Source organism: Mogibacterium neglectum (assembly GCF_030644205.1).
GTDB classification, from domain to species: domain Bacteria; phylum Bacillota; class Clostridia; order Peptostreptococcales; family Anaerovoracaceae; genus Mogibacterium; species Mogibacterium neglectum.
In genome coordinates this window covers 22,827-47,482 of record NZ_CP128647.1, presented here as the reverse complement: position 1 = coordinate 47,482, position 24,656 = coordinate 22,827, and the positions used below count along the sequence as shown (strand labels likewise).

Below are 24,656 nucleotides of genomic sequence, written 5' to 3'. Positions count from 1 at the left end.
GAGGAGTATCTATGACTAAAAGAGTGCTCAATAAAGAAAAAAAGCGCACCGATATTCTTGACGCAGCATATGAACTATTTACAACACTTGGATTTGCAAGGACGACTATATTAGGTATCGCACTAAAGGCAGGTGTCGGAAAAGGCACATTCTATCTATATTTTGATAGCAAAGAAGATGTTCGAGATGTGCTAATCGCCAGAAAGTCATCTGAACTGCTCCTTGATGCAGTTGAATCACTAGAAAAGCACATAGAGGAAACCAGAGATGTAATGAATCTCGCTGACAAGGTACTATATGCTACTGATTGTCTAATTACCAAACTCTCAAAGGATATTGCACTATTGAAATTTATATCTAAACACTTGAGTTGGGGTCTGTTAAGTGGATCGAAAAGCATTAAACACGAAGATGATGAAGTCCTGGATTTTAAGACTTTCTTCATGGATATTATTGAAAGAGAGCACATTCCTATTGATAATCCAGAGCTCATGATATTTACGATTGTTGAGCTGATTAATTCAACATGTCACAATGTAATTCTCTTGGGCGAGCCTGTAACTTACAGTGACTATAAGCCTTATTTATTTAGAACCATAAGGCTGATAATTGAAGATGCGATTAATGGTTAAATAGCAGTTGATAGATGGTATGGCAGCTGGAATTTAAGCTGTAGACGGAGATACGTTGTAGATAAAAAATGAATATCAAAATAAAAAACACCCCTGAAAAATATAAAGGAATGGCGGATGAAATAATACTACCATTACTTGAACTATTGAAGGAATTGAATTCACTTGAAGAAGAAGTTTTTAAGAGAAATAGTGAACTAAATGCTGAAAAATTAATATTTAATATCCCTGCCAACCAAAATCATCCTAAATGGAGCGGGCTTATGGCAGAATATGAAAGTCGCTATAAAGAAATTTTGAAAGGAAAGGCTAGTGATAATCTCATATCAAAAGGATATGCGACTCATTACAGTAATCCGAGCGAATATTTTTATGTTCATAGCAATGATTTTTTATTGGAATTTGCTATGCAACAATTAGATATGGCGATCATTATCATCCACTTTAACGGAGCTACTGACATGAAGCACAAATTTATCGTTAGGCAGATAAACAAAAGATGGGTGTTAGACGAAAAATATTATGGTTTTTCAGATGAAGAAATCTGGTACTCGGATAGCATATAAAACATATTTATCGATAATCTTAAATAAAACTGTAAACAATTAGTTTCCATTAGGAAGTCAAGAGAGCCGGCAGTGTTAGCTGTCGGCTCTCTGTCTAATAATATAAATATGCTAATTAAAAAATCAAACAAAAAACAGAAAAAGGACGCTTGCGCATCCCTTTCCTGTAGTGTGTGTGTATTCAATAAAAGAAGGAAAGTTTGTATTAGAATAACAAACCTCATTGAACAATTAGAAGTATAGCATCTATTAAAGCACCTTGTGTGAAGATTATGTGAAATGTTTACTATAATTTATATTTCATTTAGAATTTATTTTCTATAACCTACTAATTTAAAGCCGTGTCTTTATATATTTTGCATAAAAAATTATTTATTAAGGCAAAGTATTTTTGTAGATACAGTATTTGCCTCTTCTGCTAGCTTTTCTGATTCCTTTTTCCAACTCTCTGCGAGCTCACAATCAGGAATATATGGTACGTTTGCCGCTACGTTGAATTCTGCCGCCTGAACACCTGCATTTAGATTTAGAGCAGCTACGTACAGATCACTTACCAGCTGCTTATTGGATCTGCCAATCAGACTATCTGCGAGTCTGAGCGCGCAGGTACCCGCTCTCATGACTTTGAGCGGGGCTTCGGCTGCGCCGACCGAGGCGATGGCAATCGCCTCGCTGCGCGCTGCCTTCTCCTCATCAGTTTCCTTAGGCATTCCATATGCACTAGCAACCTGTCCAAATGCTTTCTTATCTTCATCTACTCCAGCCATCAGCTGATCTAGATATCCCTTAGCTTCCTCTATCGCTGCTACATTGAGTTCCTCAAATTCAGCATATTTCTTCTTGCCAACAGTTAGATTCGCAACCATCATAATTAATGCTGCTCCCTGTGCTGCCGTTAAAGCTGCAACTGCACCACCTCCTGGAGTCGGTGCCCCTGAACTAAGTGCCTCAACGTAATCATTTATTTTTTCATCTATCAATCTATTTGCCATATTGCCCTCCGTATTCATCAATATATCATGATTCGAATCTTAAATATCTATAAAGCTCTTATCCATAGACTTTTACATATTTCTATTATAAATTTGTACGAATAAATACACAATGAGCAAGTAAAATTTTTATATGTCGCGTAACGAATGTTACGAATATTTGCAGGTTAGATGGATATAATCAATTTAGGCGGAGTAATTCGCACCATTGCATAAAAGAAATTTACATATAGGAGGTAACAAAATGAAAGAGCCTATGAAAAACATATCCAAGTCTGAAGTTTTAACACTTAAGAACGAAGTTAATTATCAGGATGGTCAGGTGGTAAGCAAGACGCTCGCACAGAACGATGCTGTTAGTGTAACGTTATTCGCTTTTGATAAAGACGAAGAAATCAGCACACACGAATCCGGCGGAGATGCATTTGTAACTTGTCTTGACGGAGTAGGCCGCCTCACTATTGACGGAATTCCTCACGAGCTTCATGAAGGAGAATCGATTGTAATGCCTGCTGGTCATCCACATGCGGTATACGGTCAGGAGCGTTTCAAGATGCTACTCGTGGTGGTATTCTAGAGCCCTAATAGGACTTACCAGGAATCCCTTGATTCAGTACACACTAACTATTGATAGTGGTAATACAAAATTACATATGTTTATAAAATCCTCTTTACTGGATATCAGTATGGAGGATTTTATTTTAATTTAAATCTGCTGTTAAAGAAAACTCTATCTCCAATAAACAAGATAAAGGATATAGTTCTTCAACTAAATGCTTTGATATGACTCTTATAAATGAAAAGACTATTAAATCACTAAACTCTTTTGCAGGCCTGAACGCCTCCTGCATTTTATTACGAAATATCGAAATTATTTCTTTGCTCGAGTACTTCTCATACTCTATATCGGATAATTTTCGAAATTCTAATATCCAAGAATCTCTTATATCAACAGGGACTTCAAAATCTAAGCATAGCAAACTGAGAGATTTGGGGGATATTTGTGTATCGCCAATTTCTATTGCTAATTCAGTTAATCCATCTTTTAATAATCGTAATTGATCTTCTAGTTCTAATTCACACATGATAATCCTCCTTGCTTAAATATAAGCTATGTTATATATGGGCTTATATCAACCTACTAACAGATTCCTTATTCGATTTAGTCTATCATCATTAAGGTAAAATATCTTCTATAGAAAACCCCACTCATACGAGCGGGGTTTTCTTTCATTATTATTCGATCTCAGAATCGAAAGGCATTAGAGCTACCACACGAGCTCTCTTAATAGCAGATGTAACTGCTCTCTGGTGCATAGCGCATGTACCAGTAACTCTTCTAGGAAGAATCTTACCTCTCTCTGTAGTGTACTTCTTTAGAGTCTCTACATCTTTGTAATCGATTTTCTTTTCCTTATCTGCGCAGAACTGGCATACTTTTCTTCTTCTCATGCCACCGCGTCTCTTATTGTTCTCCATTAGACTTGTGCTCCTTTCTCAAGATGTTTAGAACGGGATATCCTCTTCAGTTGCCTCAAATGAATCAGGCATCGAAGGCTCCATCGGCGAGCTAAAGTTATCGTTAAATGCACTAGGCTCACTCTCGGATCTGCGACTATATCCAGAATCGTTTCCGCCGTTACCACCGCCGAGGAACTCGACGTTGTTAGCGATTACGTCTGTAGTGTATACAGTCTGTCCTTCTCTGTTCTTGTAGCTTCCCGTCTGAATTCTACCGTTGATTGCTACCTGACGACCCTTGCTCAGATATCTATCACAGTTCTCAGCCTGCTTGCCGAAAACAGTGATTCTGATAAAATCAGCCTGTCTATCACGCCCCTGTATTCCAGGTCTATCAACTGCGATGCTAAAATGCGTAACAGCTGTCTGGTTGTTAGGTGTGTAAGTAAGCTCCGGGTCTCTGGTCAATCTTCCAATCAGTATTACACTGTTCATCGCTTACCTCCTGACTTAGTTCTCGTCCTGGCAAACAATAATGTGTCTCATAACCGCATCAGAAATCTTGAGTCTTCTGTCAAGCTCCTTAGGTAGCTCAGTGCTAGCCTTGAAAGGAACAACTACGTAGAATCCCTCTTTCTTCTTGTTAATCTGATAAGCAAGCTTCTTGTTGCCCCATACATCAGCTTCGCCAGCCTCACCATCTTCATTGATGATGTTCTTAACGTTCTCGATTGTGGAGTTCTTCACTTCCTCATCTAGAGTTGGGTCAAGAATGAACATTACTTCGTAATCTCTCATATTTTCACCTCCTATGGCCTACGGCACCTTTCGGTGCAGGATTTGGCTTGCGTATTCAAGCCATACCGTTTAATTATACTGATTTATCGTAGAAATTCAAGGTTTCTACGCTATTTCCTTGTACCTCTTCAAAAACCAATTCGCCTCGCTGTGCTATTCCGGCATCCGAAGCGCCATATATTGTAGCAGCGTTTGTGACTTCGTCTGCATCTATATATCATAAATTCATATTGCAATATCACTAATGCAAATATTACGAATATTTAGTTGCTTCGAGCTATCTTCCTGTAGCCGCCAATCTACCTATCTGCGTCGCAATATATCCTGCCCCATATCCATTATCTATGTTAACTACGGATATGCCGTTTGCACAGGAGTTTATCATTGTGATAAGGGCGGATAGTCCGTGAAAATTCGCGCCGTACCCAACAGATGTAGGTACTGCAATTACGGGATTTCTCACAAGGCCGCCGATTACTGTCGGTAGCGCACCTTCCATACCCGCAACTGCGATAACAGCGTCAGCACTTCGTATAATATCTACTTTGGACAGAAGCCTGTGAATTCCGCTCACACCTATGTCGTATACGCGAAGTACCTCAGCACCAAAATATTCTGCAGTCTGCGCAGCCTCCTCCGCAACCGGAATATCGGCAGTACCCGCGCTGCAGACGGCAACAACACCGCCAGCGCCAGTCCTCTTGTAACCGCTAGCAGGCTCCACCTTCAAAATCCGCGAGACAGGATCATATACAGCTCCCGGAATAGCAGCTTGAACGAGCGCCGCCTGCTCCTGACTCGCACGAGTCCCAAAGGCACAGCCGTCATTTGCGACCATCTTCTTATATATCGAAACGAGGTAATCATCTGGCTTACCAGCGCAGAAGATTACCTCTGGAAAGCCAGATCTCTGCTCACGCTGAATATCTAGCTTTGCAAAGCCCATTTCATCATAACTGTTGTTTTTTATTAGCATTTCAGCTTTAGCCATATCTAGCTCGCCAGCCTTATATTTATCTAAAATCTCTGCTATTTTCATCTATCTATACCTGCCACTTTTTTCATACTATGCCGAGGATTATTAGTGGTGATTGTCATGCTTCGTAGATTCCACATGATAATTGCCTATATCTCTGTCAATGTCATATATCTTGAGCTCTTTACAGCACCTCGTTCATACTGCCCACTCTATAGCCGAGTAGGTCCATAGTCACATAGGTAAACCCTATTTCATTAAACTTTGCTACAACTTCCTCTCTGAGAGAAAGAAGCCTAGTTAACTCATCTGGTGTAACCTCTATGCGCGCTAAGTTTTCACCATGCATGCGAACACGCATTTGAATGAAACCATAATCATTGATAATTCGTTCTGCTCTCTCAACCATGCCTAGCTTCTCACGTGTAATCGTCTCGCCGTATGCAAACCTCGATGCTAGACATGCTGCAGATGGCTTGTTCCACGTCCAGAGACCATGCTCATGCGATAGGTTTCTGATATCCTGCTTGGTCATACCCGCTTCTCTAAGCGGACTCTTCACATCTAGCTCCTTGAGCGCTTGTAGTCCAGGTCTGTAATCACCTAGGTCATCTACGTTTGAACCATCAGCTACGTACTTTATTCCAAGTTCGGCAGCCTGCTCCTTTAGCTGTGTGAAGATGCCTGTCTTGCATATATAGCATCTATCTGGTGGATTCTCCTTGAAGCCTTCAATCTCAAGCTCATTTGTCTGCACCATAATCTGCCTGATGCCTTGCTCCTTGCAGAAATTGACAGCTTCGCCGGTCTCCCTCTTAGGGAAAGAGCCTGACTGCGCTGTAACAGCAATCATCTTGTCTCCTAGCACATCATGCGCAACCTTGGCGAGATATGTGGAATCAACTCCCCCCGAGAAAGCGACGGCTAAGCTGCCGAGAGTTTTTATATATTCCTTTAGATGTTCTTCTTTCTGTCTCTCAGACACGGATATCCCCATAGTTTACCCCTTTTCTGATGTTTAACTCTTATTTAACTCTATTCGTCCATGTTAACGATTCTATCGCACACGTGCTCAACCATGGGTATGTCATGCGATATAAGAATCATCGTCAGCTGTCTTTCTTCATGTAATTCTCTTAGCAAATGAACTATTTCGGCCTGCGTTGGCACATCGAGCGACGATAGTGGTTCGTCAGCTATTATAAATTCAGGCTCTTTGATAAGTGCTCTAGCAATTGCAGCTCTCTGGCGCTGTCCTCCAGACACATCATATGGATATCTATTAATTAGCTGCTCGTCCAGATGTACTTGTCTCATAACGTCTCTGACTTTCATCAGCCTCTCTTCTCTGTTTCTAGAGCGAGCAATCACAAGTGGTTCAGCGATTATTTCCCCTATAGTCATGCGTGGATTAAATGACGATGCAGAGTCTTGAAATATCATCTGCGTGCGAACCTCACGCCTATCTCTACTCCCGCATCTGCCCCATTCTATACTTCCGCCAGTAGGTTTAGTGAATCCCATGATGATTCTCGCCAAAGTGGATTTTCCACAGCCTGATTGTCCTACGAGCCCAAGAATCTCACCCTTTAGGACTTCTAGCGAATATCCTGAGAGCACATTCTTATATCCGTGCTTATCGGTTCTATAGACCATATCTATATCTTTGGCACTCATCATTTTTTCAGTTGACTCCACTTGAGTGGTCATTTTCATTGAAGCTAGATTCCAATCTCGATTAGCTACCACCTGCCCAAAGCTACCATGATAATGGCTTTCCTTTTGCCCATATCGGGAATACCTGACTAGTGTTTTGGTGTAATCATGCTGAGGATTTTCAAAGACCTCTTCAGCTGATCCAGCTTCGACAAACCTTCCATCCTTCATAACTGCGATTTTAGTCGCTAGTCCGCGCGCTAATCCTAGATTATGAGTGATAAAAAGTATGCCCTTATTCCTCTCTGTGGCAAGCCTCTTCAGCACTGATATTATCTGTTTTTGATTTTTAGAGTCAAGCGCTGTAGTCGGTTCGTCAGCAATGATGAGCGCAGGGTCGCACGCCAGTGTGATCGCAATAGCCACTCTCTGTCTCTGACCACCAGATAGCTGGTGTGGATAGCATGTGAGATATTTTTCAGCATCCACTATTCCCATCTCGCATAGAAGCTCAACTGCTCGCTTCTCATAAGCTTGCTTCGCGTTCGCCTGCCCATGAGCCTCGTGTAGCTTCATAGGGGTAGTAATCTGCTCCCCAATAGTTCTTACAGGATCTAGTGAATTCAGCGGATCCTGAAACACTATCGAAGCCGCTTTACCTCTCATTTGCTCGAGTTCCTGTTCTCCCATCTTAGTTACATCTTTCCCGGATAGACATATGCTTCCCGATAGATGTCTTGCGTGATGTCTGTGCAGCATGAGAATCGAAAAACAGAGCGCCGTCTTGCCCGAACCTGACTCGCCAACAATTGCCATAATCTCTCCTGACTTCACTGTAAGCGAAACACCCTGAACGGCATGAACTATGCCCTGTTTCCCGTCGAAGCACATTCTGAAATCCTCAATATTAAGAAGTTCTGCATCGCTTCTATTCTCTGTCATAAAATTTTATTTCTCCAATTTCCACTCCGCTACATTCCAGAAGATTCCAACTCCGTGGTGCCCTAACATTGTGTCCTTTGTTATGCCTTTGATATTCTTCTTAACCGCATAGTCAGCATCTATGTATGCGATGAACGTGTAAGGCATCTGCTTAGTCATAGCTGAAAGAAACTCTGAGTAATATCTCTGTCTCTCCGACTCATTAGTTGTCGCTCTAGCCTTTGCTAGAGCTTCGTCAACTGCTGGATTTGCATATCCTGTATAGTTATCCCCAGCTTCCGATGTAAATATCTTGTACGTATGATCATCTGCGTCAAATGGGCTTCCCCATCCGATTATTGTAGCATCCTGATTCTCCCAGTCGAGCTCTTTTCTAGCCTCGGCCTTTACCGATATTCCGTGTGCCTTGAGCTGTTCACTGCACATCTTAGCCATATCCACTCGCACCTTATCATTTGACATCGCAGTGATTGTGAACTTAAGTTCAGTGCCGTTCTTCTCGTAGATACCTTTTTTATTCTTGGTCCAGCTATCCTGCTGCAATAGCTGCTCCATCTTATCTGGGTTATAATCGAACTTTTCGATATTACTGCTGTTAAATTTATTCTTCTGAATTGGTGAATATGCCACCTGCCCCTCTCCGAGCAGTGCGCTCTTAATGATGGCTTCTCTGTCTATTCCATAACTCAATATATTTGCAAGCTCTGGGTAGGTCTTAAACAGCTTGCTACCAGCGTAATTATACGCAATGGCACGATAATCTGCTGTGTTCATGCGGTAGATGTCGAAATCTTTGCTGTCCTTCTTGAGACTCTTCGCCTGCTTAGGCTCAATTTGTGCCATATCTAGGTCACCCGACTTTAGCTGCAGCAGTCTTGCATCACTATCCTCTACAATCTTGAAAATAATCTTCTTGATATGAGGTTTCCCCGCATAAAACCCATCAAACTTCTCGAGGGTTATACTCTGTCCCTTGTCCCAGCTAGTTAGTTTATATGGACCTGCTCCGACTGGTTTCTGGTTGAACTCGGTAGTCGCGAGTTTCTTACCCTTAAGAAGGTGCTTAGGCAAGATTCCAATAGTCATGTAGTCCGCAAATGCTACATTTTCTTTACTCAACTTAATAACAACTGTCTTCTTGTCTGGGCAAGTAATATTTGTAATGTCCTGATAGTTTGAGACAATCTCAGAATTGTTCTTATTATCTAGAATTGCCTCGAGAGTAAACTTAACATCTGATGAAGTGATCTCCTTTCCATCATGGAACTTTAGTCCATCCCTTAGATGGAACGTCCATGTATAAGCAGTTGAGTCGTACTCCCACTTCTCTGCGAGCGCAGGTACGAGCTTATTATCCTTGTCATGTGCTGTAAGTCCAGCGAATATCAAGGAGTTGATTTCCCCATGCTCATAGAGCGCAGGATTTATAGCTGTGTAGTCATGACTTCCGTACACTAGCGTATCCGCATCATTTCCGCTCTTCGAGCCACATGCGGAAAGTGAAATTATCATAATTAGAGTAACGGCTAGAACCGCAATTTTTTTAAAGTGAGTTTTCATAAATGTGTGTCCTTTCAAATAAATTAATTTCTTAATCTATAGTCCTAACCCAACACATATATTTGTGTGTTTACGTTTATATGTTGCTGCCTTTGGAGGTGTTGCGACCTCTAATATATTCTCCAATCTCCGTTATGGATACCAAGACACTAACCATGACCAACCCTGGGATTACAATCATCCACCATTGATCAGATAGCAGTGCATCTTGCGAAAGAGACATCAGGCTTCCCCATGATACCTCTGATATCGGTAGTCCGAGTCCCATGAAGCTGAGCGTAGATTCTGCTATTATTGCAGCTCCCACGTTGCTTACAGCCATGAACATAATCGATGATAAGTAGTTCGGAAACAGATGCCTGCGGAGAATGTACCAGAAGCTACCTCCGTACATCTCTGCGGCTACTACAAATTCACTTTTTCTGAGCCTTATTACCTCGCTCCTGATGATTTTCGACATCTGCATCCAGCTCGTTATCCCTATTACCAGCGATAATGACAGATAGCTAGCCTCTCCCCAGACAGCTTGAAGAACAATTATCAGCAATAGTCCTGGAATGCTCATGAACAAATCCGTAGCTTTCATCATCAGCCTATCCACATGCTTGTTGGTCATCCCGCTCATTGTTCCGTATACTGCTGCGATTAGGGTTCCAATTGCGGCACTTGCGATTCCAATCGTTAGGCTTGCTCTTCCGCCATATAGAAGAAGCGAGAATAAGTCCCTTCCCAGATTATCCGTACCAAATATATGGCTCATCGACGGGGCTGCTCCAATTGCATTTTCATTCATAAAATTCGGTTCATATGGAGCTATAAATCCGGCGAATACGCTTAGGACTACACTGGTCGTAAGTATAGCTATAGCAATCTTTGGCCTTTGCTCTTTATTCATACGGACCCTCCTCATGACGCATCCTTGGGTCGATTTTCTCACCTATTATCTGTGCAAGAAAATTTGAGATCACAACCACGCTTCCTGTGAGAAGTGTTGTCGCCATCAGCATATTGTAATCCTTGTATAGGGCACTCTCGAAGCTGAGCCGTCCTAAACCTGGATAGCCGAATACCATCTCTACGACATATGTCCCACCAAGGAGATGTGGAACTGCGATAGCCATGATGGTTATCATCGGTGGTAGGATATTCTTCATGCAGTACTTATTGATTATCTTAGTGCGAGGCATTCCCTCTGCCTTGAGAAGCAGCACATATTCTTTGCGCATTTCCTCGAGCAGCAGATTTCGCACCATATACGAGTAATACCACAGATGCCCTATAACGATTACAAATACTGGTAGTACGAGGTGCCAGGCTCTATCCAAAACATCCCTTTCAGCCCCATACGAGTAAGCTCCTCCAGTTGGCAAAATACGGAGATTTACCGCAAATATCAATATGCATATCAGAGATAAAAAGAATACTGGTATGTTTCCAGATATGACACCTGCCTTGCAAATGAATTTATCTAGCTTTGTACCCTCACGCTTCGCCGCCAGCCTTCCGAGACGAAAAGCCAGGACGAAGGTCATAATGTAAGCGATTAACCCGAATACTATTGTATTTCCAAGCACTCCACAAATTACCTCAGCAACAGGTCTCTTATACTTGTACGATAACCCTAGATTCCCATGAGCTAGATCTTTAAGCCATATGCCATACTGAACAGGAAGTGGTTTTTCGATTCCAAGGCTTTCACGAGCAGCAACCTTCTGCTCGGCACTCATTCTGTCAACACCATCTCCGTACCATGAACGTAACGGATCTCCGGGACATAGGCGAGATAGCGCAAACACAATTATCGAGAGAATGAGTAATATGAGCATCATCTCGCCAATTCTGCTCAAGGCATATTTAAATGTGCTCTTTCTCTCATAATGCATGTGAATATATTTACTCCTGTAAATTTGCGTATAAAAAGACCGGGTATGATTGCTTCAGCAATCTATCCGGCCTTCTTGGCTTGGTTAATGTTTTATATAGGCTATTTAATTGTCTTCGCTACCATAGATTCTTACGATTCTTTCGACCGCATCCTCGATACTGTCTTTTACTGATAGCGCTTTAGTGCCTGAAATTATGGTGTTACAATGCGCAGTCGGTATTAGCACCTTCGGGGCGGTGCTAGAACCTACGCTTTCCGCTATGGCTGGAGAAATCTCTCCGAGCATCGCATTAGCAACAAGAATACCAATTGGTCCTGTGATAATCTCTGCCTGTGATGCGCAGTACCTGATAGCATTTTCACCTGTCGCTGCCTTCTTAGCTCCTGCTTTAATCATGGCATTCGTTGCCATGCTATTGGTCCCTGCAGCTACTATATCTGCTTCTGGAATCCTCTCTAGCAGCTTAGTTACAAGCTGGCGTCCTATGCCGCCACCTTGTGCATCGATTACTAGTATATTCATGTTATCGCCTCTCTTATTTTATCAAGTGCTTCATGCACTCTAATGACGATAATAATTATAACATAGTTCAATGCGCTTTTTTTCTGAGGCTAGCTAAGTTACCATAATTAGGCATGTCTGTATGGAATTATATTTTTTGTTATATGTTTTTATATTCTTCTACTAATTATGCTTTATACAAAAGCTACTAGTACTTTAATCCAAGACCATCAGCGATGTTGCAGATGAAGTCCTGTGCATTTGTTATGATACCCTTTGAAGAGAGGGACCCTCTGTCAGCTAGCTTGTTTACTACAAATTCAGATGCATCACAAACGTAGAAATATGTCTGACGAATTGTTCCATCCTCTAGCACACGGAAGCTTGGTGTCATGTTACCAACAGCGATTGAGTGAAGCATCGTAGCCATTGTAATTACAGTCGTAGCCTTACTAACGTGAGCTCTCATTGCATCCTGTGCATCATAGCAATTTCCGTATACCTCTGGAAGAGGTCCATCATCACGGATTGAACCACCGAGCACGATAGGAACATCATTCTTGATAGCCGCTGTCATTACACCATTATCTAGATTCTCCTGCTCAACAAAAGCCTTCATAGATCCAGCTGCTCTTACTCTGTTGATTAGGTCTAGATGGTTATAGTGACCATTTGGCACATTCTCCTGCGTATAGATATTCTGCCCTAAAGCTGTCTGCATATATGCACCTTCAAGGTCGTGAGAAGCAAGAGCATTACCTGCTAGAACTGCATGTGCATATCCGTTTTCGATGAGTGCCGAAAGAGCTCTTCTAGCTTTGATATCGAACGAGAAAGCAGGTCCCATAACCCATACGATCTTTCCGTTATCCTTCTCGTGCTTTAGCAGCTCAACGATTTCGTCGAAATCCTTGGAAAATGCAGTCTCTCTTGAACGTCCTGTTCTAAATGCAAATGTATCTGCCTTTGCGCCTGTGTTCTCATTGAATCCATCGGCATGCATGTAGATTCCTTCCTCGCAGCACTCTGTGCGTCCGCAAACTACAAGCTGTCCTTTCTTAACTCTTCTTGCCTCTAGTGCAAGTACCTTTCCGCCATCATAGACTGGAACGGTATCCATCCTGCTCTCTTCACAAAGCAACCATTCTCCATTGATCTTGAAGTACTCAGGGAAAATACTTAGCGCATGGAAGTCAAATGGAACTACTCCGTCCTTAGGCGCTTCCTCAAGTCTACAGTCTGGTGAATCAATAAATTTCTGCTCTGTTAAATCTGGATGTGTATATTTTCTTAATTCGAATGCCATAATTAATCTCCTTGTATATCTGATTTTTGATAATAACGTTTATTTTTACATATACAGTTTTGCGATATTATATCTTTTTACACGATTTTATTAATTACCATGTGATATCTGTAGTTTTACACAGTCTGTTTCTCTTGCGCTTCTCTTGCCTTATCCGCCTTGCTCTTTAAAAAGTTTGGCTGTAGCTCAGCGATTAGAATAGCAGCAAACATGAGTACGAATCCGATAGCCTTATTAACCGTCATCGTCTCGTTGAAGAATACCATTCCGAATACGATACCGAATATGTTCTCGAAGCTGAGGATAATGGATACGCTTGTAGGCGACTCTGTTTTCTGTGAAATAGTCTGGAATAAGAAACAAAGTCCGGAACAAACGATACCTAGGTAAAGAACTCCGAAGATTACTTCCCCGTTAATCTGTACTTTTCCGAGATGTTCCTGTGTTAGTGTGAATCCCCACGCTAAGACTGCAGATACTATAAACTGAAGCATCGTGATGATTCCTGGATCCTTATCCTCACCCCACTTAGCAATAGCTATAATCTGAGATGCCCAGAATAGAGAGCTTAAGATTGAGATGCTATCGCCAAAGCTGATGCTAAATGTTCCTGCAACTGATACGAATATGATGCCGACTGCACACATTGTCGCAGCAACGATGTGGTACATCTTTGGTTTCTCTCTGAGAACTATCCATCCGATAAATGGTACAAATACGCAGTATGCTGATGAGAGGAAGTGGCTCTTTCCAGGCATCTCGAGCATAACCCCTATAGTCTGTGTGAAGTATGCGCAGAATAAGCATACGCCAATGAAAATGCCTGCTTTGATATAATCCTTATCTATAAGCTTAAGTTGCTTGCGATAAATAAGAGCTAGGATGACACTTGCAATCGTAAAACGTAGTGCAAGAAGCATACCTGGTGGGATAAAGTCCGTAGAGCCTTTGATGACTACCATCGAGCTTCCCCATGCAACCGCAATAAATAGTAGTAAAAGTTTACCTTTAATGCTACCTGACTTCTGCATAAGACAACTCCTTTCATGTCTTTACTTTAATAGAAATAACTTCGTTATTATCTTGTCATTATGACTTCAAAAAAACTCACAGAACCTCATAAAGATTCCGCAAGTTTATTATAATACATGTTTTTTAATTATTTTTCTTTTATTTACAAAATTTATTCCTCAATAAAGTCTCGATATACATTAAGTCCATCCATAAACTTCGAGATACTAACTCGTCCTCCTGCTGGTGAAAGACCTTCTTGGAAGTTGACTTCCATTTTGATGGAAAGATGGTCAAATACATATTTTGCATATATCTGAGTATCGTCCTGAACCATATCAATTTTAGCTGCTGCAACATTTGCAAGTGCCTTCTTGAGTGCACGTCTCACTCTCTGCTCAACATTTTTCTCACTATCTCCAAGAGATTCAGCAACATCGCCTAGAATCTGTTTCGAATATGCACTGTCGCTTTTCTCCATTCGGTCGTAAATCTTACGGATATCGTTAGTGCCTTTTTCTCCGAGTATGCCAAGTGATCCGAGCATAACATCTAGCCAGTTTTGCTTCCTTTCAGCTGTCAACTCTCTTTTAGCTTGTATCGAGTCACTAGAATTATTAACCTCCATGAATGCATTTTGAATGTTATTCACGACTTTCTTGAGCTTGATTCTCTCAATTATGTTCTGACACACTCGTTCTATCTCTAACACATTAATTGGCTTGCTTACGAAAAACTCGACTCCTGCATCATAAGCCTGATTTACAAGAGACTTGTCGGATAACTTAGAAATCATGATGAATGCCGTCTCGCGATTGAACTTCTTAACTTCCTTAATAAAGGTAATTCCGTCCATCTCTTTCATCATGAAATCCACCATTATTATCGAAGGGCTTTCTTCTTTGATATCCTCAATCGCACACTCAACATCGGTGTTATATCCGATAACTGTGCCGATTTTCCTCTCCGTAATTATGTGTTTCAGCGTTTTTACAACAGCTATGTCGTCATCTAGGATGTAAAAATCCATCTAGTTTCCTCCTCAAATCTGCCCGGTGGAATCTCGATTACAAATCTGGTACCACCCTCTTTTCGATTCTTAACTCTGATTCTACCACCGAAGTCATTCTCTACATAATCTCGTACAAGCGAAAGGCCTAAACCTCTTTGTACAAGCCCCGTGTCCATGTTCATCTTAGTTGAATATCCTGGAAGAAAAATTGTTTCAATATCAGCCTCGTCGATTCCTGGACCATTATCTTCGACTTCAATGCGATGGCAAGGTCCAAGGCTACTATGTCTACACCATGCTACTAGAACTCTGATCTCTCCATCAGTTCCTTCAAATGCTTCTAATGCATTAACCGTAAGATTTCTGAGAACAGAAATCGTCTTGTAGCTCTCCTTAACCTTAAAATCCATACGCTGATCTATCTCAAACTTTATGTTCATATGTTTAGCCACTGCAGTCTTTAAAATATTGCTCTTCATGAACTTCAAGATTTCCGACATCAAGAGATCAGGTTCTCCTTGAGAATTTCTGTTTAGGTTGTCTAGTGTATCTAGGATTTCCTGATAGCAGCCCTTGATTTCATGCGTTCCTCTAGCGATTTCGAGAGCTCGTCTTGTGAACTCATCAGAAATTCCTGCCTTCTTCATATCAGTATGTAGAGCATATGCCTCCTTAAGGACGCGCTCTACGTCTTCCTTATTGTTGAGAATGAATCTCATCTCATCAGAGATGGTCACACTTTGATCCACCATAAACTGAATCTTGCGATTATGCGAGCGCTCTGTCTGCACCTTTGTGTAGTACTCCATACTGAGAATTATCGTCAGAGCTATTCCAGTTCTCGCCATAGCTATGATCATCAGTGTATTAAACATATCTGTTGATATGAAATTTCCATTTCTTATCAGAGACAGCACATACACTTCTGTCACATTTCCTCCAAAATCTGCTATGAAAGTCGAAATGCAGAAGTACATTAACGGAACTTTCTTGTCTCTATATGCCATAAGACATACTGTAATTATCAGACCATACGTAATAAAGAAAATGGCATCAGGAAAACAATTTAATGCATTTTCCTTGAAGCTCATACCTGCGCTCATCGACGTAATAAAACGGAATGTCGAGGAAAATGCTGCAGAGATGAGAGCTATTTGCATAGCAGAGTATTTATCTGAAAAGCAATAAATGAACAGATTAAGAACGATTACATCTATGGCAAATACGAATCCTGGTGCCACCTTAGGTGCATCTATATTAATCTGTGCCGCGACTGATATAACAAGTGCAATCGCAAGCACGTTCTTGAGTTTATCTAGGTAGTGGTTCATTTCAGCTCCTTTAGTGTTTATGTATACGATAAAAGTATATTATCTCGCCCTGCTGCTAGTTTATTCTTGACGTTCTTTGCACATCATCCAGTGTAACATTGTCGCTAAATGTAACAGTTACAGTGTCAGATGATGTCCACTTTAATCCTTCAATCATCGGCTTAAATTTAGCAGCTGAAACACGTGTAACTATATTGTATTTATTTATACTATCTCTGGACTATTGAGTATTATCGTGAATGGTCCATCATTTAAGAGGCTAACCTTCATGTCGGCACCGAACTCACCACATTCAACTACTTTTATACGTTCCTTGCATTTCTCGATTATATAATCATATAAATCATTTGCCTCATCAGGAGCACCCGCATCGATGAACGATGGCCTATTACCTTTCTTACAGTTTGCATCATAGAGTGTAAACTGAGATATAAGTAGCAGCTCTCCATCGACATCATCTAGAGATAGATTCGTCTTTCCATTCTCATCTTCAAATATCCTAAGCTTAATCATCTTATCTACCATCTTGTCAGCAATAATCTTGTCATCTTCCTTCGACACACCGATGAGCACCATAAAGCCTTTTCCTATCCTACCGATCTCATTTCCATCAACGACCACATCTGCATGTGTCACTCTTTGTATTACAAATTTCATATGTCTTAAATGCTCCTTAATTTCTTGATTTTTCGCGTATATTTTCATAAAATTATAGCATTATATAGATATAATTACACGAATAAGAATGTTCAATTGGAGGATATTATGAACCCATTTAAAAATACAATAGCACTCAACAAGATTAGAGCGGGCTTCCGCAAATACATGAAAAACGTGCCGGCAATCAGAGCCGCACAGGCACAGGATGATCATGCTAAAGCACAGCGATTGATCCGCAAAGCGGAGGATGAATTTTGTGATTACACGGGAAAAGCACTTGGAATCACAGTTGATGTAATAAATCCAGAAAATATTCCTGCCAAAAGTCCGTTCCTAATCGTTGCAAATCACCAAGGATACGCAGACATATATGCGATGATTGCGGCTTTCCGTTCTACGCAGATAGGCTTTATCTCAAAATCCGAGACTAAGAAGCTCAAGCCACTCGCTGATGTAATTCGAGGCACACAGTCCGTATTTATAGACCGTGGCAATCCTCGTTCTGCAGTAAAAACCCTCGCAGAGGTTATCAACCTATTCAAGAAAGGGTATTCTTTTGTAATCTTCCCGGAGGGTACGAGAAGTCACAGCAATGACATGGGGCATTTTAAGGAAGGTAGCTTTAAATTCGCACAGAAGGCTGGCGTGCCAATCGTGCCAGTTTCGATTATCGATTCATATAAGATATTTGAGGAGCACAATACATTCACTGGCGGAACCATTAAGGTTATAATTCACCCAACTGTAGACATCTCGAACATGCCTAGGAAGGAGCAGCTTGCTGCACAGCATGAAGTTGAGGACACTATCAGGGCTGGGATAGAGCAGTATCGCTAGATATTAACTGGGCTCATTGAATATGAATTGAGTAGTTAAATTTTAAATATTGAAATAACGATAAAACCACTGCAGACGCGCTTGCGACCGCAGTGGTTTTTCATTTAATTAGAATCGGTATTTATAAATCTAATGCTCTTATTTTTTATGCTCTCTTTCTTCTGTAAGTAGCAATCCCTACAAGAGCTGATGTAGCTAGAATTAATGCTAGTATATCTGCGAACATATTGGTGTTGTCATCTGTTTTGACAACGTTCTTCTTCGCTAAATTCTTCTTTGCAACACTCGTTTTATTAGCAGATGCACTTTGATTTATGTTGTTATTAGCACTAGCCTTTGTAACTGTGAAGCTTGTTGAAGCAGTTTCACCACCTCTAAATTTAGCCTTTATCGTATGTCTACCAGATGTAAGGCTTCTGATATAGCTTTCCTTTAGAGTGAGGACAACACTTCCTGCCTTCGCATCATAGTTCGATGGATCTACAGTTTGTCCATCTACTTCGATTCCCTGGAATCTGTCAATTACTTTATCCCCTGCAGCATTCTTATCTACTTCTGCATTCTCAATCTTGAACTTCAGATCCCCACCATTCCAAGCAGCATCCTTACCAATAGTAAACTTATATTCTGCTACTGGTGTCGATGGGGTTACCACATCTGCTTTCCACTTTGCATATACAGTCGTATTTGCCATGATTGCCTTTGTGTAGTCAAATTCAGTAGCATAACTCCTATCTGTATACCATCCTACAAATGTATAGCCACTCTTAGCAGGGTTTGTTGGCTTAGTAGCCTTCTCCCCGAACTTAACGCTTTGGTTTGCAACTACACTTCCACCATCTGTATCAAATGCTACAGTGTATGTATTAGCTACCCAAGATGCCGTTAATTTCAGGTTGCCTTTTACAGGTGTATTAAAGTCATATGCAGTGGTTCCATTCATCCACTTGTCGAATCTGTGTCCAGCTTTGGTAGGAACTGCTGGAGCAGTCGCTTTTTCACCATCATTCACCGTCTGGCTTGTTACTTCACTTCCACCATTGCTATCAAACACAACAGTATGCTTTGTTGGTTCTACTGCTTTTGGAGTCCACTTTGCATAGACTGTCGTATTTCCTTTTATAGGATTATCGAAATTAAATGATTCGGTGCAAGCATTATCTGTGTACCATCCTGCAAAGACATAATCTTCTCTTGTTGGCTCTAAAGGTCGCTTCGCTTTTTGACCTTCCTTAACTACTTGATTAACTACATGAGTTCCTCCATTACTGTTGAATGTAACTGTGTACTCATTTACAGGTACAGCACCTGCCTTTGTTTTAATAGTTACATAATCATCAGCTCCAGTTTCTGGAGTGAGCTGAGTAGCCCATCCACGATTTATGCGAACAGTCCATTTTTGATCTTTTCCTGTTGTGTTCTCAGGAATATTGCTTATGGTAATATCTGCATGTTCATCATCAATTACATTTACATCAAACTTTAACTGCCCGTTAATTGGACCATTAAACTTTCCATCAATCGCTACTTCAGGCATTATGCTGTAGTTGGTATATTGAGTTTCTCCAAAATACAGGTTCTTACCAGTAATATGTGCAACAATTTTATTAGCGTTGTATTCTTTTACACGTGGTTCATCATAAGAAATACTCTGAAGACTGAACTTAACACCACCTAGAAGGTGTGCAGATGCATCGCTCTTCATGGCTCCACCATCAGTTCCCTCGATAGCCCCTACAGAAAGACCCAATTCAGTGAATTTCTTATAGTCATGGTAACTCTTGTTCTTTAGTTTAACTATAAGTTTGTTGCCATCCTTTACTAGCTGGTCATCATTTGAAAGGTATACTTTCTCGCTTCCATCCATCGTCATTAGGTATACATGTGATGCACCGCCAGATGGAATTGTGAAGCTGTTACTATCAAGAGCAGCCTCTATAGTATATGAATCCTTCCAATTTGCATATCCATTGATAGCAACATCAAATTTAGGTTTTTCTTTCTCAAACTTAACAGATACATTGACATCAGCATCTGGCATTGTAAATGAGTAAGTCTTAGAATCCTCAGTTGTCACCTCAATTTTATTATTAGATGCATCCTTTACTGATACAACATCCTTGCCAAGCTTGTGTTTTGCATCTGGAGCCACCTTAACGGTAACCTTATCTCCAGCTTTTGCTTCTGTCACATCCGTCTGAGCAGTTCCACCTTCTCCAACATTAACCTTAACACTATGCTTTGCCGGTGTTTCCTCACCTCTAGCTTTAATGGTAACAAAATCATCTGTTCCGATTTCTGGAGTTAGAGTAACTGCCCATCCACGTTTTACACGAACTTTCCACTTCTGATCCTTGCCAGTTTTATTCTCTGGAATGTTGCTAACTGTAATCTTTGCATGCTCGTTATCAATTACTTCAACATCAAACTTGAGCTGACCATTAATCGAACCTACAAATCTATCATCGATTTCAGTCTCAGGAATTATACTGAAGTTATCATAATTCTCTCCTGGTTTCTCTCCGAAGTAAAGGTTTTCACCAGTAATATTAGCTACTATCTTACCTGCATTTGATTCTTTTACTGTAGGCTCTTCATATGAAATGCTCTTCAGCTTAAATTTTACAGACGATATTAGATGCGCTGCAGTGGCACTCTTCATAGCTCCGCCATCAGAACTCTCAATAGATCCCACAGATAAACCAAGCTCAGTAAACTTCCTATAGTCGCGATAACTCTTGTTCTTTAGTTTAACTATAAGCTTGTTGCCATCTTTAACCAGCTTATCTTCATTTGAAAGGAATATTCTTTCACTTCCATCCATCGTCATTAGGTAAACATGCGATGCTCCATCCGCTGGAATAGTGAAATCGTCAGTATCGAGAGCAGCTTCTAGAGTGTATGCATCCTTCCACTTCGCATATCCGTTAATAGATACATCAAATTTAGGTGCATTCTGTTGTTTATAAAGAATTACGTTGTTATATACACCAACAGAATTCATCTCAAAAGTGACTTTATCACCAGTCTGCTTACTTGGTACCTCGTGAAGTTCTTTCTTATTATCTATGTAATAAACCTTGTTCACAGTCTTCCCTGCAGGAACAGCAGTAGTTACCTTAAAGTTACCAGCAGCAATCTTTGAAAGTTCATTTCTATATAGATTTATTGTGTCAATATCTAGCACCTGATAGTCCTTACCTTGTAGTTTAGGAATATCCATATTAAGAACTCTATCACGAAGGATATAGTTACCGTGCATAAAGTTGGTACCAGTGATGCTTGTTTTACCTGATAAACTAGTTATTGTCGTATCTTTGTTATGCGCATCACTCTTATCCTTTAGGAATATATAGCTTACAGGACTGCATGAAAAATGCATGTACGCAACTTTATCCCTTCCATCTTCTGAGTGATCTTTGACCGTCAGCGGAAATGGATCAAGTGTGTAATCATCACTTACTACAGTAACTGTGTAGTTCATGTCCTCGTAAAGTTTCGCATTCACAAAGCCAAACTTTATAGGTACTTCAACTACATCTGTATCACTAGTAAATCTAATCTTAGTATTACCAAAGTCAAAGCTATCACTGTCGTCTTTTTCATAAAATACCGGTAAGCTCACTTTGACTCTTCTTGCATTCTCAGGATCTGCTTCTGGTGTGCTTCTCTTGGTCATCAAGAATTCATCGATTGTCTCGCTTCCTTTTCCACGATAATATCTATCATTTACCGCCTTTGAACCGGTCTCATTTAAAACTAGATAGATATTAACTCCTTTTCCATTAGGATTGTAGGTGATGTAGTTCGAATCCTCTGAGTAGAAAATATAATGGTGTCCTTTATATAGCTCTACATCTGGCAGAATACCATCCTTAGATGTCACCTCTCCTTGATACTCTTGTAACGTTGAATCCCAATACTTAAACTTAATCGGGTCTGTTATTAACTTCTTGGTGCCCTTGTCCTTTACAGGCATGCCTTTTAGCACTACCTTTTCAGTGGAATAGAGTAAATCAGTGTCCTTCTCTGTATATGCAGAAGCTCTCTGAAAAGCAAGGGAACATAAAAGCATTACAGCAAGGATTGTTGCCAAGACAGCTGATACCTTCTTGGGATTATAAATACAACCCATTTTTTCCTCCTTAATTTTTAAAATAGAAATAACGTAAAATATATAAGCGCTTAGATGATTAGGTGCATCTACTCGTGGCTTCGAATAGTAATCTTCCAGGATCTATCAATTTGCTTATCAATTGAAACAATTTCTAAATCATGTTCGTCGCAATATTCTGGAAGTGTATTGAGCGCTTCAGGACATGTAAAATTTATCTCTATAAGTTGACCTGGTTCAGCGTTTTTGAAAGCGCTCTTTAGAGTAATTAGCGGTACTGGACAATCTTGCCCTTTTACATCTTTAATTATCTTATCCATGTAATAAGCCTTTCTTTTTTTTACTACCTATCACTTCTGTTTCTAAGAAAAATATATGAAGCGATCCATATACCCAAAGCTATAAAGATCAAAGAAATCCACGCCTTCGCTGAAAATTGGGATGTCTTAACTAGACCATTTCCAACAAGGCAGCCTCCCGCAACCAATGCACCAAATGCCATCATGGCACTGCCAATAATGGTCTTACCGACCTGACTCTTACTTGGGATAACCACATGGAATTCTTTACTTACAACAGATGTCAGAAAAGATCCCAGTAAAATACCAAGGACTAAAGTGCTGCCAAGCCCAAAGTGCTGGTCATATATGTTGCACCCTCCGACAATCTGTTTAGGTTTCAGTATTGTAAAGGGATACGATAGCAATGGTGAAACTATTGCAACTCCACCAATCCGCCCAAAATGTTCACTTACGGGAAATGATATCCCAAGAACAATGCCTGATAGTATGAACCACACATCCTTATTTCGGAGACTTATATTATATAATTTCTTCTTTTTTTTCTTAGCTTTTCTCCATATAGCTATATATATACATATCGTTACAACTACGGATATACCTAAGCGGATTCTCGCATCCCCTATTAATTCTTTATCAAACACTTCATACGTTTGAATAAATTTACCTGCAAAGAAACGCCCTCCCCCTGCAGAGAAGAAGCATCCAACTATCATAAATGTAGCTATCGAAATCCAGCCTACAACTCTTCCGTCACCAGATTTAACTATTGACATGGTTAGACATCCGCTTGACATAACGGCACCAATACCGAACAGCATGCTCCCAACAGGTAGTGCTACTAATGAAAAGCTTGTCATATATCCATCTGTTACAAATCCCGCAATGACAAATATGTTGTATATTACTGCCTCTGTAAAAATTGTCGCAAAAAGAAGCAGTAAGTTATAATTCCTACCTTCAAGATAAATATCTCTTATTGTACCCATGTAACAGATTCTACTTTTCTTAAGCACAAACCCAAATGCAATACCAACTAGCAATCCGCAAAATAAAGCCATCTTAATCCATTTCCAATTTTTACATAATTTATATAGAGTAGAGGTAGTCTACTTCTGCTCTGTGTACGAAATACCATTCTTGTATTTAAAATATTTACTCAAACATGTTTTCTTCACACAACATGAATTGTACATCATTTTTTTAACTAATTCTTATATGTATTTCATTTATGTGAATAATTTATACATACTTATTCGTCTATAGATTACACCTATAATGTATCGCATAATTATTCATTTCGTGCGATAATGAAGTCTGAAATTGGCATATGATATTTTGTATAAATTTTTGTGAAGGACTATTTTGATGAAATCAAGAGATATTAAAGACAATTCAAATCATATTAATGGAAAAAGTGTGCGTGGCATAAAGAGACTACCATTTCCACTCATACTATGTATTGCAATTATTCTTGCAACTTCTTTAATCTATTTTTCCGTGGCTACAACAGATGGTGGCGCTGACAATAGTGGTGGTTTTAGTTTTCGTAGAGCAAAAACACACCAATCTAATAACGAAAAAGTTGCAGATAAGCATTCTAAATCTAGAAAGGGCAAATCGGAAATAAATTCAGCTGATAACGCATCTACTTCAAGTGACCAGACTAAAAATGATACCGAAAGTAGATTGGCTTCTAAAAAGAAGGATTCTAAAAATCCTAAAAAGAAAGGAAAGACGTGGGTTCCACCTGTATATAAATATGTAAATCATCCTGCTGAAACACGTACTGTTACAACATACACTTGTAAAGGTGGTACTTTTACATCAATGGAAGCTCTGCGCGAAGAACAGCAAAAATATATTCGTCGTAATCACTTACCCGGATGTGATGGTACTTTCTCTAATGTCCGGGAAAATACAAAGACAGAAGTTGTTAAAAAGGCTTGGACGGAAAAGGTTCTGGTTAAAGAAGGGTATTGGAAATGATTGCAATATTCCACCATGCTTAGTAACTTTACACGTAAAAATACCCTCCTTGCCACATAAGTGGCAAGGAGGGTATTTAATATTGTCTAAAGTTAATGTCAATTCTTAGTAAATGATAATTATGACT

Annotated in this window: 25 protein-coding genes; 5 read left to right on the top strand and 20 right to left on the bottom strand. The window is 40.2% G+C overall.

Annotation, left to right across the window (positions count from 1 at the left end; all coding sequences use genetic code 11):
• Nucleotides 1-11: 11 nt before the first annotated feature.
• Nucleotides 12-632 (top strand): TetR/AcrR family transcriptional regulator, encoded by a 621-nt coding sequence (locus QU661_RS00220; RefSeq protein ID WP_304989777.1) that lies wholly within the window; start codon nucleotides 12-14, stop codon nucleotides 630-632.
• A gap of 68 nt (nucleotides 633-700) precedes the next feature.
• The gene (locus tag QU661_RS00215; protein ID WP_304989776.1) at nucleotides 701-1,198 is read left to right on the top strand and encodes a hypothetical protein; all 498 of its coding nucleotides are present in this window, start codon (nucleotides 701-703) and stop codon (nucleotides 1,196-1,198) included.
• A 368-nt stretch (nucleotides 1,199-1,566) separates the two neighbouring features.
• On the opposite strand, the gene QU661_RS00210 is transcribed toward QU661_RS00215, so the two are convergent.
• Entirely contained in the window at nucleotides 1,567-2,190 is a 624-nt protein-coding gene (locus QU661_RS00210) for a cyclodeaminase/cyclohydrolase family protein (protein WP_304989775.1), read from the bottom strand.
• Between the two features lie 244 nt (nucleotides 2,191-2,434).
• Between QU661_RS00210 and QU661_RS00205 the strand changes: the two genes are divergently transcribed.
• A complete protein-coding gene (locus QU661_RS00205) occupies nucleotides 2,435-2,767 on the top strand; it encodes a cupin domain-containing protein (protein ID WP_106057781.1) in 333 nt (110 codons plus the stop codon).
• Nucleotides 2,768-2,891: 124 nt separating this feature from the next.
• Here the strand turns inward: QU661_RS00205 and QU661_RS00200 are convergent, their stop codons facing one another.
• The 16 genes from QU661_RS00200 to dtd form a co-directional block, all read right to left on the bottom strand.
• Complete coding sequence (locus QU661_RS00200; RefSeq protein ID WP_304989774.1) at nucleotides 2,892-3,275, bottom strand: hypothetical protein; 384 nt, start codon at nucleotides 3,273-3,275, stop codon at nucleotides 2,892-2,894.
• 151 nt (nucleotides 3,276-3,426) lie between these two features.
• Nucleotides 3,427-3,669 (bottom strand): 30S ribosomal protein S18, encoded by a 243-nt coding sequence (gene rpsR / locus QU661_RS00195; protein WP_106057779.1) that lies wholly within the window; start codon nucleotides 3,667-3,669, stop codon nucleotides 3,427-3,429.
• A 27-nt stretch (nucleotides 3,670-3,696) separates the two neighbouring features.
• Nucleotides 3,697-4,146 carry a single-stranded DNA-binding protein gene (locus QU661_RS00190; RefSeq protein WP_304989773.1) on the bottom strand — a complete coding sequence of 150 codons (450 nt, stop codon included), beginning with the start codon at nucleotides 4,144-4,146 and terminating at the stop codon, nucleotides 3,697-3,699.
• Nucleotides 4,147-4,161: 15 nt separating this feature from the next.
• A complete protein-coding gene (gene rpsF / locus QU661_RS00185) occupies nucleotides 4,162-4,449 on the bottom strand; it encodes a 30S ribosomal protein S6 (protein WP_106057777.1) in 288 nt (95 codons plus the stop codon).
• Nucleotides 4,450-4,726: 277 nt separating this feature from the next.
• Nucleotides 4,727-5,488 (bottom strand): nickel pincer cofactor biosynthesis protein LarB, encoded by a 762-nt coding sequence (gene larB / locus QU661_RS00180; protein ID WP_304989772.1) that lies wholly within the window; start codon nucleotides 5,486-5,488, stop codon nucleotides 4,727-4,729.
• 121 nt (nucleotides 5,489-5,609) lie between these two features.
• Nucleotides 5,610-6,422 carry an ATP-dependent sacrificial sulfur transferase LarE gene (gene larE / locus QU661_RS00175; RefSeq protein ID WP_304989771.1) on the bottom strand — a complete coding sequence of 271 codons (813 nt, stop codon included), beginning with the start codon at nucleotides 6,420-6,422 and terminating at the stop codon, nucleotides 5,610-5,612.
• A gap of 38 nt (nucleotides 6,423-6,460) precedes the next feature.
• Nucleotides 6,461-8,023, bottom strand: a complete 1,563-nt coding sequence (locus QU661_RS00170; RefSeq protein WP_304989770.1) for an ATP-binding cassette domain-containing protein — start codon at nucleotides 8,021-8,023, stop codon at nucleotides 6,461-6,463.
• A 6-nt stretch (nucleotides 8,024-8,029) separates the two neighbouring features.
• Entirely contained in the window at nucleotides 8,030-9,583 is a 1,554-nt protein-coding gene (locus QU661_RS00165; RefSeq protein WP_304989769.1) for an ABC transporter substrate-binding protein, read from the bottom strand.
• A 76-nt stretch (nucleotides 9,584-9,659) separates the two neighbouring features.
• The gene (locus QU661_RS00160) at nucleotides 9,660-10,478 is read right to left on the bottom strand and encodes an ABC transporter permease (protein WP_304989768.1); all 819 of its coding nucleotides are present in this window, start codon (nucleotides 10,476-10,478) and stop codon (nucleotides 9,660-9,662) included.
• Nucleotides 10,471-11,466 (bottom strand): ABC transporter permease, encoded by a 996-nt coding sequence (locus tag QU661_RS00155; protein WP_304989767.1) that lies wholly within the window; start codon nucleotides 11,464-11,466, stop codon nucleotides 10,471-10,473. The genes QU661_RS00160 and QU661_RS00155 overlap by 8 nt, the downstream gene beginning before the upstream one ends.
• Nucleotides 11,467-11,571: 105 nt before the next feature.
• Complete coding sequence (locus QU661_RS00150; RefSeq protein ID WP_304989766.1) at nucleotides 11,572-11,991, bottom strand: DUF3842 family protein; 420 nt, start codon at nucleotides 11,989-11,991, stop codon at nucleotides 11,572-11,574.
• Between the two features lie 187 nt (nucleotides 11,992-12,178).
• Nucleotides 12,179-13,276 (bottom strand): putative NPN-dependent ornithine cyclodeaminase, encoded by a 1,098-nt coding sequence (locus tag QU661_RS00145; protein WP_304989765.1) that lies wholly within the window; start codon nucleotides 13,274-13,276, stop codon nucleotides 12,179-12,181.
• A gap of 116 nt (nucleotides 13,277-13,392) precedes the next feature.
• Complete coding sequence (locus QU661_RS00140) at nucleotides 13,393-14,307, bottom strand: DMT family transporter (RefSeq protein ID WP_304989764.1); 915 nt, start codon at nucleotides 14,305-14,307, stop codon at nucleotides 13,393-13,395.
• Nucleotides 14,308-14,459: 152 nt separating this feature from the next.
• Nucleotides 14,460-15,317, bottom strand: a complete 858-nt coding sequence (locus QU661_RS00135; protein WP_304989763.1) for a response regulator — start codon at nucleotides 15,315-15,317, stop codon at nucleotides 14,460-14,462.
• Nucleotides 15,299-16,630 carry a sensor histidine kinase gene (locus QU661_RS00130; RefSeq protein ID WP_304989762.1) on the bottom strand — a complete coding sequence of 444 codons (1,332 nt, stop codon included), beginning with the start codon at nucleotides 16,628-16,630 and terminating at the stop codon, nucleotides 15,299-15,301. The genes QU661_RS00135 and QU661_RS00130 overlap by 19 nt, the downstream gene beginning before the upstream one ends.
• A gap of 204 nt (nucleotides 16,631-16,834) precedes the next feature.
• Nucleotides 16,835-17,287, bottom strand: coding sequence for a D-aminoacyl-tRNA deacylase (dtd, locus tag QU661_RS00125; RefSeq protein WP_304989761.1), 453 nt, complete (start codon nucleotides 17,285-17,287; stop codon nucleotides 16,835-16,837).
• A gap of 108 nt (nucleotides 17,288-17,395) precedes the next feature.
• Here dtd and QU661_RS00120 point away from each other — a divergent pair, with 108 nt between their 5' ends.
• Nucleotides 17,396-18,127 carry a lysophospholipid acyltransferase family protein gene (locus tag QU661_RS00120; RefSeq protein ID WP_304989760.1) on the top strand — a complete coding sequence of 244 codons (732 nt, stop codon included), beginning with the start codon at nucleotides 17,396-17,398 and terminating at the stop codon, nucleotides 18,125-18,127.
• 145 nt (nucleotides 18,128-18,272) lie between these two features.
• Here the strand turns inward: QU661_RS00120 and QU661_RS00115 are convergent, their stop codons facing one another.
• The 3 genes from QU661_RS00115 to QU661_RS00105 all read right to left on the bottom strand — a co-directional run bounded on the left by QU661_RS00115 (nucleotide 18,273) and on the right by QU661_RS00105 (nucleotide 23,601).
• Nucleotides 18,273-22,262, bottom strand: coding sequence for an InlB B-repeat-containing protein (locus QU661_RS00115; protein ID WP_304989759.1), 3,990 nt, complete (start codon nucleotides 22,260-22,262; stop codon nucleotides 18,273-18,275).
• Nucleotides 22,263-22,330: 68 nt separating this feature from the next.
• On the bottom strand, nucleotides 22,331-22,561 hold the full coding sequence (locus QU661_RS00110) for a sulfurtransferase TusA family protein (protein ID WP_304989758.1): 231 nt from the start codon (nucleotides 22,559-22,561) through the stop codon (nucleotides 22,331-22,333).
• Between the two features lie 23 nt (nucleotides 22,562-22,584).
• Nucleotides 22,585-23,601, bottom strand: coding sequence for a YeeE/YedE family protein (locus tag QU661_RS00105; protein WP_304989757.1), 1,017 nt, complete (start codon nucleotides 23,599-23,601; stop codon nucleotides 22,585-22,587).
• Nucleotides 23,602-23,908: 307 nt separating this feature from the next.
• Between QU661_RS00105 and QU661_RS00100 the strand changes: the two genes are divergently transcribed.
• Nucleotides 23,909-24,529 (top strand): hypothetical protein, encoded by a 621-nt coding sequence (locus tag QU661_RS00100; protein ID WP_304989756.1) that lies wholly within the window; start codon nucleotides 23,909-23,911, stop codon nucleotides 24,527-24,529.
• The last annotated feature ends 127 nt before the right edge of the window (nucleotides 24,530-24,656 follow it).